Origin of the sequence: Streptomyces sp. NBC_01233, from assembly GCF_035989305.1 — a bacterium.
Classification (GTDB): Bacteria; Actinomycetota; Actinomycetes; order Streptomycetales; family Streptomycetaceae; genus Streptomyces.
Genome location: NZ_CP108514.1, coordinates 2,494,796 through 2,508,134, shown reverse-complemented (window position 1 = coordinate 2,508,134; position 13,339 = coordinate 2,494,796). Strand labels below are relative to the sequence as shown.

4 protein-coding genes are annotated in these 13,339 nt (G+C 71.2%); 2 read left to right on the top strand and 2 right to left on the bottom strand.

From position 1 onward, the window contains the following. Window positions 1–166 precede the first annotated feature (166 nt). Both OG332_RS11635 and OG332_RS11630 read left to right on the top strand, forming a co-directional pair. The gene (locus OG332_RS11635) at window positions 167–2,968 is read left to right on the top strand and encodes a DEAD/DEAH box helicase (RefSeq protein ID WP_327419184.1); all 2,802 of its coding nucleotides are present in this window, start codon (window positions 167–169) and stop codon (window positions 2,966–2,968) included. After that, the gene (locus OG332_RS11630; RefSeq protein WP_327413383.1) at window positions 2,965–4,182 is read left to right on the top strand and encodes an SWIM zinc finger family protein; all 1,218 of its coding nucleotides are present in this window, start codon (window positions 2,965–2,967) and stop codon (window positions 4,180–4,182) included. The genes OG332_RS11635 and OG332_RS11630 overlap by 4 nt, the downstream gene beginning before the upstream one ends. Here the strand turns inward: OG332_RS11630 and OG332_RS11625 are convergent. Then, entirely contained in the window at window positions 4,160–6,430 is a 2,271-nt protein-coding gene (locus OG332_RS11625) for a UvrD-helicase domain-containing protein (RefSeq protein WP_327413382.1), read from the bottom strand. The two genes, OG332_RS11630 and OG332_RS11625, sit on opposite strands and share 23 nt — an antisense overlap. Then, window positions 6,430–13,266 (bottom strand): DEAD/DEAH box helicase, encoded by a 6,837-nt coding sequence (locus tag OG332_RS11620; protein ID WP_442816344.1) that lies wholly within the window; start codon window positions 13,264–13,266, stop codon window positions 6,430–6,432. The genes OG332_RS11625 and OG332_RS11620 overlap by 1 nt, the downstream gene beginning before the upstream one ends. Between the last annotated feature and the right edge of the window lie 73 nt (window positions 13,267–13,339).

Sequence of the window (13,339 nt, the reverse complement as noted above, 5' to 3'; positions counted from 1 at the left end):
TCAGGGGCGTTGTCGGTGGTCGCGCCTAGACTCGTCGGCAGAGCGGACCAGCAGATCCGCAAGCGCATCGACGGAAGAGACGGGGGGAGGGGGCACCGTGACACCGCAGCCGCAGCCGCAGCCGCAGCCGCAGGCATCCGCGCAGGCATCCGCGCAGGCATCCGCGCTGCTGCGCCACGCCGCCGTCTTCCTGCCCGCAGCCGTCCCCCGCCAGGGACGGGTCGCCTTCTGGGCGCCCGAGGGGGACGCCCTGCCCGAGGCGGGTATGCCGACGCCGCTCACCGTCGTGCGCCCGCACGGCGACGGCGTCCGCAGCCGGACCGTGCCCGCCGTGACCTTCTCGGTCGCCTCCGCCCTGCCCCTGCTCGCGCGGGCGCCCCACAGCCCCGCCGCGCATCCCGCCACCCGCGCCTGGGGGACCGCCGCCACGCAGGCGCTCACCCTGGCCGCCCGCGGCCGGCTGCTCCCCGGACTCACCCCCGAGGGGGTGGACGCCTGGCGCGCCGGGCCGCTCGACGCCGCCGACATCGATCACCTCCGCGCGGTCGCCGCAGCCCTGCCGTACGAGGGGTACGCGACCCCCCTGCCCGGTCGCCGTCCGCTCCAGCTGCCCGAACCGGAAGCACTGGTCCGCGCGTTCCTCGACGCCGTCGCCGACAGCCTGCCCCGCACCCCGGCCGCGGCCGTGGCCGCCGGGCGGCCGTTCGCCGCGCGGGAGGCGCAGCAGGTGCCGGGGATACAGGACTGGGCCGCGCAGGTCGCGGCCGGCTCCGACACAGGCGTCGGCATCTCGCTCAGGCTCGACCTGTCCTCCTTCCGCCTCTTCGACGAGGCCGAGGGCGAGGACGTCCGGCGCGCCGGGGCCGCCGTCGTCCAGGTGCACAGCCTCGCCGATCCGACCCTGGTCACCGATGCCGGGCAGCTGTGGGCGGGCACGGCGGCGGCCGGGTTCGGTCCCCGCGCCCGGATCGACGCCGTGCTCGCGCTGCGCCGGGCCGCGCGGGTCTGGCCGCCCCTGCTGCGGCTGCTGGACCAGCCCGTGCCCGATTCCCTCGCCCTGTCCGACCCGGAGCTCGAGGACCTGCTGGGGGTGGCCGCGAGCCGGCTGGCGGCTGCCGGCGTCCTGGTCCACTGGCCGCGCGAGCTGGCCCGTACGCTGTCGGCGACCGCCGTCGTACGGTCCACCGCGCCCGGTTCGGCAACCGACGGGACCGCCTTCTTCGACGCCGAGCACCTCTTCGCCTTCTCCTGGGAGCTGGCGCTGGGCGGCGACCGGCTCACCCCGGGGGAGATGGACGCGCTGGCCCAGGCGCACCGGCCGGTGGTCCGGCTGCGCGACCGGTGGGTGCGGGTCGATCCGGAGCTGGTGCGCAAGGCGCGCAAGCGGGAGCTGGGCGTACTGGACCCGGTCGACGCGCTGGCCACCGTACTGTCGGGGACGGCCGAGATCGACGGCGCGACGGTCGAGGCCGTGCCGGTGGGGGCACTGGCCGCCCTGCGGGACCGCCTGACGCGCGAGCAGGCCCCGCTGCCGCAGCCCGCCGCCCTCAAGGCCACCCTCCGCGACTACCAGGCCCGCGGCCTGGCCTGGCTGGACCTGATGACCTCGCTCGGTCTCGGCGGCTGCCTCGCCGACGACATGGGCCTGGGCAAGACCGTCACCCTGATCGCACTGCACCTGCACCGGGACCGGCCCGAGCCGACGCTCGTGGTGTGCCCCGCGTCCCTCCTGGGCAACTGGCAGCGGGAGATCGAGAAGTTCGCCCCCGGCACGCCCGTGCGCCGCTTCCACGGCGGCAGCCGCAGTACCGAGGACCTGACGTCCTGCGCGGGCGGGTTCGTCCTCACCACGTACGGGACGATGCGCGCCAGCGCCGCCCTGCTCGCCGAACAGAGCTGGGGCATGGTCGTCGCCGATGAGGCGCAGCACGTCAAGAACCCGCATTCGGCGACCGCGAAGGCGCTGCGCACGGTGCCGGCCCCGGCCCGGGTGGCGCTGACCGGTACCCCCGTGGAGAACAACCTCTCCGAGCTGTGGGCGCTGCTCGACTGGACCACGCCGGGGCTGCTGGGACCGCTCACCGCCTTCAGGGCCCGTCACGCCCGCCCGGTGGAGCACCAGACGGAGGAGGACGGCGGCAACGAGGCGGCGGTCGCCCGGCTGTCGGCGCTCGTCCGGCCGTTCCTGCTGCGCCGCAAGAAGTCCGACCCCGGCATCGCGCCCGAGCTGCCGCCGAAGACGGAGACGGACCATCCGGTCTCCCTCACCCGGGAGCAGGCCTCGCTCTACCAGGCGGCGGTGGACGAGGCGATGGCCGTGATCGAGTCGAGCGAGGGCATGGAACGACGCGGCATGATCATGAAGCTGCTGGCCTCGCTCAAGCAGATCTGCAACCACCCGGCGCAGTACCTCAAGGAGGAGCAGCCCAGGATCGGGCACCGCTCGGGGAAGCTCGCCCTGCTGGACGAGCTGCTGGACACGATCCTGGCCGAGGGCGGCGCGGTGCTGGTCTTCACCCAGTACGTGACGATGGCCCGCCTGATCGAACGGCACTTGTCGGCCCGGGGGATCTCCCACCAACTGCTGCACGGGGGGACTCCGGTGCCGCGCCGGGAGGAGCTCGTCGACCGTTTCCAGGCGGGCGAGGTCCCCGTCTTCCTGCTGTCCCTGAAGGCGGCGGGCACGGGTCTGAACCTCACCCGGGCCGGTCATGTCATCCACTTCGACCGCTGGTGGAACCCGGCCGTCGAGGAACAGGCCACCGACCGTGCCTACAGGATCGGCCAGACCCAGCCCGTACAGGTCCACCGGATCATCGCCGAAGGCACCGTGGAGGACCGGATCGCCGAGATGCTGGAGGCGAAGCGGGCCCTGGCCGACGCGGTCCTCGGCTCGGGCGAGTCGGCGCTGACCGAGCTGACCGACCGCGAGCTGGCCGACCTCGTCTCCCTGCGGAGGCCCTCGTGATCACCGCGCGGGACGACCGCCGCCGCACCTTCGAGACCGTGCCCGCCGGGGCCGCGGCGGTGAGCTGGTGGGGCCGGGCCTGGGTGACGGCACTGGAGGAGGTCTCCCACGACACGGCTCGCCTGGCCCGCGGCCGTGCGTACGCCGCGGAGGGGCACGTCGACGCGGTGACCGTCACCCCCGGCCGGATCGTGGCGTACGTCCGGGGCAGCCGGCCCCGCCCGTACCGCACCGAGCTGACCCTGCCCGCCTTCGCGGACCGGGAGTGGAGCGAACTGCTGGAGGCCGTCGCGGCCGACCCCGCGGCGCTCGCCGCCCTGCTGGAGCGGGAGGTCCCTCAGTCGCTCGCGGAGAGCATCCTGCCCGGCGCGGGCGAGCTCGTCCCGCACTGCTCCTGCCCGGACTTCGGGCGTCCGCCGTGCAAGCACGCGGCGGCCCTCTGCTACCGGGCGGCCCGGCTCCTGGACGAGGACCCCTTCGTCCTGCTGCTCCTGCGCGGCCGGGGGGAGCGGGAGCTCCTCGACGAGCTCACCCGCCGCAATGCCGCCCATGCCGCGCGCGAACAGCCCGATGCGGCGCCCGGCTTCCCCGGCGTTCCGGCCCGGGCGGCGCTCGCCCGGACCGGTCTGCCGCTGCTGCCCGCGCCGCTTCCCGTGCCGGCCGCGGTGGGCCTGCCGCCCGCCTGCCCGGCCGACCCGGCGGCGCCGGACCCGCTGGCACTGGACCAGCTCGCCTCCGACGCGGCCGCCCGCGCCCTCGCCCTGCTCACCACCGGAGAGGACCCGATCGCCGGGCTCACCCTGTGGCAGGACGCCGTCCGGCTGGCCTCCGCGCACCCCACGGCCGGACTGACGGGCGCGGCCCGCACCCTCTACCGGGACCTGGCCCGGGCCACCGGCCGCAGCACCACCGACCTCGCCCGGGCCGCAGCGGCCTGGCGCCAGGGCGGCCGCCCGGCCCTCGACGCCCTCGAAGAGCCCTGGGACCCGCCGGCCGGTCCCTTCGACCGGGCCCGCCCGGCGCTCCTCGCCGCAGGCCAGGGCACCTTCCGCCCCGACCGCAACCGCCTGACGATCCACACCCGCCAGCTCCGCCTCGGCCGCGACGGCCTCTGGTACTGCTACGAGGACCGCCACGGCGACCAGGACTGGTGGCCCGTGGGCCACCCCTCCCCGGACCCGGTCAGCGCTCTCACCCGGCGCGCAGACTCATGAGCGGCTCCAGGAACGGACTCGGCCGACCGTGCCAGAAGATGGCGAGGCTGTCCCTCGACCGGGTCGCCGCCACGAAGAGCAACGAGCGCGCCCGCTGCAGTTCACGGCGGTAGCGGACGGCATCGGTGGTGCGAAGGTGCGTCACGGCCTCCCGGGGGACCAGTCCGTCCCGAACACCAGCGATGATCATCCGCTGGTACTCGAGACCCTTGAACCGGTACATCGTGCCGATGTGTACGCCGTCGTCGCCGCGCGGCCCCTCGGGCCCGATCTCCACCGCCCTGATGCCTCGCTCGCCCAGAGCGAGCCCGACCTCGCGCGCCATGTCGTTGGTCGGGACACAGATCGCGATCTGTACGAGGGGGACATCGGACCAGTCGGAAATGAGATCGGCGATCGCGGCGCGCTCGCTTTCCCAGTCCTCACAGCCGTGCAGCCGGGGCAGACCGCCAGTGAGGACCGAGCGGTAGCCGTCGAGGTCTTCGCTGCTTCCGTCCAGGTCGTCGAAGGTCTCTCCGCTCAGCACCCCGAGTGCGGAGCCAAGGATCTGCCGAGTTGTGCGGTAGCTGAGGGTCAGCTTCGAGGAGCGTCCACGGATGTTGATGCCGAGGCTGCCGAGCGTCACCGGGTTGTTGTAGATGCGCTGGTGCGTGTCGCCGACGAGGAAGATGTCGTTGCTCGTGCGCGGGACCATGGCGCGGAGCAGCTTCCAGTGCGCGGCGCGCAGGTCCTGGGCCTCGTCGACGACGATGTGCCTGTACCGGTGTCGGAGCCAGCCGGCCGAGCCGGCCTGAAGATGGACGTTGTCCAGGCCGCCAGCCTCCTCGCGCTGCTGTTCGATGGCCTGGATCCGCTGTGCCCGTTCCATCTCCAGACGCGCCGCACGTTCCGCGACCTGCTCCCATGTCTGCCGTCCGAGGCGGTCGAGCCGTTGGGTGAAGCGCTCGGCGAGCTGCCAGATCGCAGCGCGCTCCGGGCGGCCGATGTTCTTCCCACGTCCGGCTCTGCGTGCACGGAAGTACTCTGTCCTTGAGACGACGGCCTGCCCCAGGATGACCTGCGACCATTCGTCGTGCAGGAACTGTGCATCCCAGCCCGTCTCGTTCAACTCGTCGAGCATCGCGCGCCACTCGCGCAAGGTCTGGCTCTCGTCCAGGGTCTGCTTGCTGCTTCCCGGCTCCGCCTCGCGTACGACGCGCAGCGCCAGCTGGTCCACGTGGCTGATCTCCACACGTGACAGCAGCGCTTCACCGCCGAGTTCGAGGAGGCGGGACCTCAGATCGGCAGCGAGGTTCTTGTTGTACGTGGTAAGGAGCACCGGCTTGGTCCGGCCCGGCGGAAGCTGCGCGACGAGGTGCTTCACCCGGTGGAGCGCGACGATCGTCTTGCCGGTGCCCGGCCCGCCGCCGACCCTGGCAGGACCGGAGTATTCGCGTTCCACCAACCGTGCCTGCGTCGGGTGGAGGAACACCTTCCAACGGCTGAAGTCGCCACCCTCCAGGGCCTCACGAAGCGCCTCGTCGGTGGTCGTGACCATGGTCGCGGGTCGCTCGGCCGCCGCTCGGAAGTCCTCGGGGTCGACCGGCTCCGGCGCGGTGACGGGGGCGGTGACCTGGTCCAGAACCTCTTCGTAGGACTTGCCGTCGTGCAGTGCGAGCAGCACCTCGGAGGTCAGCTGTGGAGTGTACTCGGCGAGGCCGAGCAACTGGTCCTCGGTGGTGAGGGTGCGGACGACGGGCACCAGAGGCGCGGCAACGCCGAGGTCGGTGAGCTGTCCGTCGGAGAACGCATCGAACAGCGCTACCGAAGGGGCGAGTCCGGCAGCGAGCTGTTCAGGTGCTGGTTCAGGTACGGGTTCAGATGCCCGGGTCGGACGAGGTACCGCGCGGCGCAGCACGCTCTCCTCGACCACCTGGAGGTCGACGTACTCGATGCCGCCGGTGACCTGGTTGATGCCGTACGAGAGGCGGTCGAGCTTCTCGTACACCTCTTTGCGGTGCTTGACCGAGACGATGAGCCAGTCGCTGTCGGCCAAGTGGAGCAGCAGGGCCCGGTATTCGTCGGTGATCCGGGCCGACCAGAGCCTGTCGTGCCCTTCGAGCTGCTTCAGCCGGAGGCCTCGCGCCTGCGGATTCTCCTTGAACTTGTGCTGGAAGTCGTAGATCGCACCCTTCACCGCACGGGGCAGCTTGAGGATCTCTTTGTCCGCCTTGTCGAGCAGGCGCAGGGTCACGCCTCTGGTCGTCATCACTGTCGCTCTCCGTGGGTGCGGTATGTGCCGTTGTCGTGGGCGGCGGCCAGACGGTCTGCGATGTCCGCGGCGGTGCAGTCAGCGGCAGTGGTGACCCACCAGCCCGCCCCGGCGAAGGCCCTGTCCCGGTCCTCGGCTTCGTAGTCCCGCTCTTCGCCCACCGGGCGGGGAGCGGTGACCACTGCGATCCGGGCAGCAGGCCAGGCCAGTTCGGCCATCCAGCCGTGCTCGTCGAGCTCGTGGCCGGCGTGCGGGGCAGGGACCGACAGCGCCGCCAGGTCCGTGGCCAGCCGTGCCAGGCCCGGTTCGTCAGGATCGAGGAACTCCATGACCTGGTCCCATTCCGAGTCTGCCGTCACCAGGGCCTTTTCAGTGCCTGACGGCACAGGCGGCACAGGCGGTACAGGCGCTTCAGACGGTTCGACGGGTGCGGTCGTCGCGGCCACCGCATCCGGGACCACCCGGTCGACGCGGCTCGACGCCAGCCAGCCGGCGCCACCCGTGACGGCGAGGCTGTCGGGGCTGAAGCCATCCAGCATGCTCGTCGTCAGTTGGGTGCTGTCACCACCTCCGTGCTCAAGGAATTGCAGCACGTTGCTCCAGTACAGCCATGCCTGCCAACGACGCTTGTGCGCGGATTCGTCCGACAGCGCCTGCGCGCTGTCGTCCAGTACGGTCAGCGCAGTCCAGACGGGGGGCCTATGGCGCCCGTCGGCGGCCGCCGTCACCGAGCAGCCCGAGCCGTCCAGGGCGGTGAGCAGCTGGACGGCTCCCTTCGGTCCCTGTGGTGCGGCGCCGCGGAGGACTGCCGTGATCTGCTCCCCTACGACCTGCGGGTCGATCGGTGCCAGCCGGGCGCCGGCACCGGTCAGCCCGGCGACGGCGGCCTCTGCACGCCACTGCCAGAGATCCGCGTCAGGTGCACGGAGGTAGGCGAGCAGCAGGTCCGCCGGATTGATCCAGACCGTTGCGGCGAGCTCACCGGGCAGTCTGCGGCGCACACCGGCGTAGTACTCGCGTGCCCTCTTCTGGCCGCTCTCTCCGTAGGGGATCCAGACGGGGTCCTGCGGGCCGGTACCGGCATAGCCAGTGTCGTGCACCCGGGTGCGCCACTCCTTCACATCGAAGTACGTGAGCTGGAAAACGCGGAGCCCGTCCGAGCGCAACCGGGTGCGCTTCGCGGCGTCGGCAGCCGCTCGGTCGATGTGCTTCGGGCTTGCGTGGTACTCGTACCCGTCGAGGTAGAGAGCGATCCGCTGACCGGGAGCGTCGGTCCGTTCGAAGAGCACATCGGGGCGGGTCCCTTCCAGGACCCGTTGCTGGGAGACCCGCCAGCTGATGGTGGCTCCGTCGGCTCCGGTCAGCCTCAGGTCCAGCGAGTACGTCCCAGCCGTCGTCGTGTACGCGTCAGCACTGGCCTGGGACGAGGGCTGCTGGGCCCATGCGCCCAGCGTGTCGATGAACATGACCTCGAGGTCGCTCTCCGCCTGACGCTCCAACGAGATGTGGTGCGTCGCGGCCACGGGTGAGGTCGACCAGGCCTCGCCGTCGTCTCCGAGCAGCTCGTCCAGCATCTGGCGGACCTCGTTGCGGCTGACCTTGTCGTAGTCACCGGCCGGCACTCGGCGCAGCAGACAGCGGTGGCATCCGTCGAGGCCCTTCTCGATGCAGGTACAGGTCTCGATCACCTCCCGGGCCTTCAGCAGCACCTCACGGAAGCCCTCGGCGGTGGCGAGGCGGTGAAGGTAGCCGGTTCCGCCGGGCAGGCGGTCATAGACGACGAGGAACTGCCGGGGCCAGTCGGAGTCGCTGCCGTCCGGCATGGAGGCTGCAGCGATGTCGATGTGGTCCGGGTCGCCTCCGTACCGTGCGGCGATGCCGGCGAACATGGCCGCGGTGAAGGAAGCAAGCCGTTCCTTGGCACGGGCGACGGAAGCCGGCAGCAGGATCCGGACGGCCTCGGTCACCAGCTCGTGCGCGAGGAGCAGGGGGACGTCGCTGCCCTTGCCCTGCCCTTCGGCCGCCGTGGAGCGAACCTTGCGGCGCGGGCACCACAGCAGGTGGTGAGAGCTTGCCTTGGTCGCTGCCGCGAGAGATTCGGTCAGCGCGTCCTGGGGCCGGTCGATGACGGGACGGCCTTCGCTGGTGGCACCGCCACAGCTTTCGCACACGTAGAACGGGTTGATCCGCACGTCGGCGCCGGCGAGCGGGGCGGTGCTGCTTCCGTCTTGGCGGTCAAGCCCCAGGTTCAGGGTCCGGACCACCGCCTGCCGGGAGAAGTCCACACCGAACACCGCGCTGTCGTGGCGCCATGAGTCGGGAGCGAGGTGCACGGGGTCGATATCGACGGTGGTGAGCATCGCGTAGCGCTTGCTCTCCCGCTCGTCCTTGTCGTCCCGGACCCGGGCGTCGTCACGCTTGTCGCGGGCAAGAACCCGCTTGGGTGCCAGGACCCGCTGCACACAGCCCGCATCGGCGATCTCCCGTCCGCCGCACCGCGGGCATGGAGAAGCGTCGGTCTGCGCATTCTCGGTGCGCACGTAACCGCATGCCGGGCACATCCGCCACACCGACCAGGCGCGCCGTTCGGGACTGCCGATGTCCAGTGCCCGCACCACGTGCTTGTAGCCGTTGACGTAGAAGCTGTTGCCGGGTGCCAGCTCGGACAGAGCGAGCTTGCGTGAGCGCTCGTAGTCCCGCACCTCGCTCCGGTAGATCTTCTTCGCGCCCTCGCTCTCGGGCTCCTCGGTCCAGTAGAGGGTGGCTTCCAGCTGTGTGGTGGTGTCGGCGAGGCTGTAGTTGGGCAGCAGACCGAGTTCGACGAGTGCGCCATGGGCGCTCGTCTGGTTCAGGTCGCGCAGCAGATTGCCGGTCGCGTACCGCTCGGCGCGCAGCTCCCGCCATTCCCTGTCCTGTTCCGGGTCGCTGCGGACCAGCAGGCCCATCGCCTCGTCGATGGAGTGGATGCGGCGCCGCAGCTCCTCGCCCCGGCCCGTCCAGTCCTCTTCGGCCTCCTGTAGCGCGCGGGCGATCCCGCTGGTGGCATACGTCCGCAGTGTGTCGGCGGCGTGCGGGGTGATGCCTGTTCCTTCGATGCCCGGGAGAGAAGGAAACAGGCCGAGGAAGGCTTCGACGAGCGAGGCGCCGTGCGTGAGCGCGGCGTCCGTGAGGTCCTGGCACCAGCCCGAACTGCCGAACAGCGCGGACACCAGGCGCGGGGCGGGCTGCAGCCGCTCTCCGTCACCCGTGGACAGTTGGCCGCGCGCCGCGAGGTCGAGCAGGTGCGCGGTGTACTGACGGCGCAGGATCTCGACTGCGGAGAGGTAGCAACCGGGCGGGACGATGTCCCCGGCGATCATCTCGCGGGGATCGTCGAGGTAGTACAGGTCGCGTGGACGCCGGCCGCCGAAGGCGACGACGAGGGCATTACCGGTCTTGCGGCCGGCCCGGCCTGCACGTTGTACGTAGTTGGCGGGTCCCTTGGGCAGGGAGCCCAACAGGACGGCGGACAAGTCGCCGATGTCGATGCCGAGTTCCAGGGTCGGGGTGCACGACAGCACATTGGGGTCCGTGTAGTGCGTGCCGTCACGGAACGACCGTTCCACGCGCTCGCGCTGCGGTCGGGTGAGCATGCCCGTGTGCTCCGCGGTGACGACCCGGAAGGCTCCGCCGGTCCGGTATAGCTGCCGGTAGTAGTCCTCTTTGTAGTCACGGGGCCGGGTGCCGCCGAAAGTGGTGGATCCCGACATCGACATCCCCGGCTGGGGTGCGGTGATGCGGCCCTGGCAGCGGTAGCGCGGGCAGGGGTGGCCGTACCAGCGAGTGCGGCGGGAGGGGTGCACGACCTGCTGCCAGCCACAGCGCTCACAGCTCACGAATGCCTTGTTGACGATGTCGTCCTCCAGGAGCCACACGTGGATGTGGCCCGGCTGCAGCCCGTACACCCGTGTCGCCCGGTCCTGTGCCGTGCGCACCGCGAGCAGGCCTTCCTCGGCGAGAGTGGGCAGCAGACGGCGGAGGTACTCGGCGGCGCCGGCCGCATCGAGCCCGAGACAGCGCTGGGTCCAGTCCTGGTACCAGCCGGAGCGGGCGGCGGCAGCGTCGAAGTCCGACCTGTCCTTCGGGTTGTCCAGCAGGAAGCGCGGGGCGGCCACACCATCGGGGAAGGCCGGCATCCCATCGGGCCGGCCGCCCCAGATCTTGAACCGGGCCACCCCCGAGTCCTTCATCCAAGGCTCCAGCCAGCGGTGTCGGACTCCACCGCGCAGCCGGACCCGCTCCAGCAGTCCGCGGACAAAGGCAAGGTAACGCTCCGCGGTCGGCAGTCCCTCCCCGACGATCAGTTGGCCGGGCAGGGTCAGGTGCACGTCGCGCGCGAGCATCGTGATGCGGTGCTGGTTCTCGATCGCGACTTCGGCAGCGGCCGTGCGGGTCAGTTCCAGGGTCCGCCCCTGGCGGGAGCGCAGCCCGAACTCCATGACGGTGGAGAAGGCGAGCCGCTCCCCGATCAGTTTCCAGGTTCGCACGTCACCCTTGCCGCGCCCGGACAACAGCCGGTCCACGCCGGGCTCGTCGTGCAGATCGGGTGGCACGACCGCCGCGAGAGCCTCCGGATCGTCCACGGACTCCAGCACGTTGGCGATGAGGTCGTTGAGGGCGAGCGGCTGCCCCGACTCCTCGAGGTTGTGGGTGAGGAGCGAACGCAGGGAGAAGGTGAACGAGCGATTCGCCACGTACCCCGCCCGGTGCGCGGCATCCTGCGTCGAGTCGTTGAACAGGAGCGTTTTGCGCTCCTCCGGTACGAGGGCGACTTCTCCCCCCGTGAACAGCTGCGTGACGGTCGCCGAGGCCAGGGCGGCAAGTCGGGTGCCGAGGAAGCGCATCGCGTTGTCGGCGCCGCAGACGGGGCAGCGCTGGTCGAGGGCTGCCTTGTCCGCCGACTTCTTGTCGGTGACGGCGAAGACGAACCAGGCGTCCTGCAGGCTGCCGGCATCCTCCGGTACGGGCAGCCGGTACACACCTTGGGCTCCGTCGAGCACCAGCGCGGGGATCGGGCTGCCACCCGAGGTGGTCGGAGCAGCCGAGTCCAGAGCGGCCAGGGCCTCCGCCCTCTCCGATTCGGTGGCCGCGATGAAGTATCTGATGCGACGCTTGTCACGGCCGACGCTGGCGCGCCAGATCTTGTCGTGGGCCATCACCAGCTGCTGGGGGTCGGCCTCGGGGGAGATCGCGGCCCAGCCGGAGCGTCCGCAGTTGCGGCAGTAGGCGGCGGGCAGCCGTATCGCGGCCTCGCGCATCGTCGTGTCCGCACCGACCGCGGGCTGCGCGCGCAGGGAGCCGGACGCAGGGCGGCTGCCCGATGCGTGTTCGGCTTCCTCGGCAGTGCCGTCCGGGGGTGCGGTCGCCAGGGCGGCTCGACGCGCGCGGTCATCCTCGTACCAGTGGAATTCCGGCCTGCCGGGGCCCACTCCGCGGACGATCCGGCCCACCGGACGCACCCACAGATGTGACTCCACATGGAGCAGGGGCCGGGGCCGCTGCTCGTCCGAGTCGGGATCACGCGCGGCGGACAGGAGGGCCACGAAGCGTGCGAGCGCCGACAGGGCGAGCCGTGGGTTCTCACGCGCGGCTCGCCCCCAGGCATAGCCGAAGCGGCCGAGGCGGTCCCGGAGCTCCCATTCACTCAGGGGTTCGCCGTCCAGAAGCGAGAGCACACCCTGGGTGAAGTCATGCTGCTTGAGCAGACGGCCGATCTCGAACGCCGTCAGCCCGTGCTGCCCCAGCAGCCTGGCTGCCAGAGCGTTGAGATCCAGATTGTCCGGCCGAGCCACCACGTCGGAACCGCCGGAGCACGCGATGATCTCTTCGGGCGAGGGCGGTTCCGGCAGGGCGTAGTTCACCGGGCCGGTGAACTGCTCGGCCGGCAGCCGTTCCTCACCGACCAGTGCGTCCGCGGGGAACGGCATCCCGAAGACCTGCGAGGCCACCTCCAGGATCCCCCCGGACGAGGCCGCAGGACCGGGTTCGCCGAGCGTCGCCGAAGTCGCCACCGGGCAGATCCCACCCAGCGGACGTCCCGGCTCGCTCTGGCCCGTCGTCATCGCCAGCCTGCGCAGCAGCATCGCCACATCGGTGCCCTGGGCCCCGTCGTACGTGTGGAACTCGTCGAGCACCACGTACTGGACGAGGGCGTCCTCCCACAAGGCCCGGTCCTCGCTCCGCTGCAGCAGGAGGTCCAGCATCTTGTAGTTGGTGATGAGCAGGTCGGGCGGCGACTGACGCATCTCCTCGCGCCGGGTCATCACCCGGCGGAAGTCGGTGTCGGGGCGGTCGCCGATGTACAGGCCGGCCGTTACCTGGGCGAGCTCCGGCTGGGCGAGATACTCGCCGATGCGGCTCGCCTGGTCGGTGGCCAGCGCGTTCATCGGATAGAGAAGAACGGCCTTCACCCCACGCCGTCCCCGGGCCTTCTCCCGGCGGCAGTGGTCGAGCGCCGGAATCAGGAACGACTCGGTCTTGCCCGATCCCGTGCCCGTGGTGATGAGCGTGGGCAGCGCCGGACCGTGCAGGGTGCTCAGCCGCTCGAACGCCTTCGCCTGGTGCCGGTACGGAACGAATCCCGGAGTCCACTCCAGATGCTTGCGCCAGCCGTCCTCGGCCTTGTGGAACGGTGTCCTGATCCGGAGGTACGGCCCCCGGAACATGCCGGTCTCCGGGTGCTCCAGGAACCGTTCGAGTGCACGTCGGGTGTCTTCGTCCGTCAGCGCGTACGTCGTCGTGAGGTACTGGGTGAGACTGCCCCGCAGCTGCGCGGCGGCCAGCGTGGGCCTCACGACGTTCTCCTTCGATTCGTCCAGGTGGATGATCTGCGACAACGGTATATGCAGCCCCCGACATCCCTCCTCG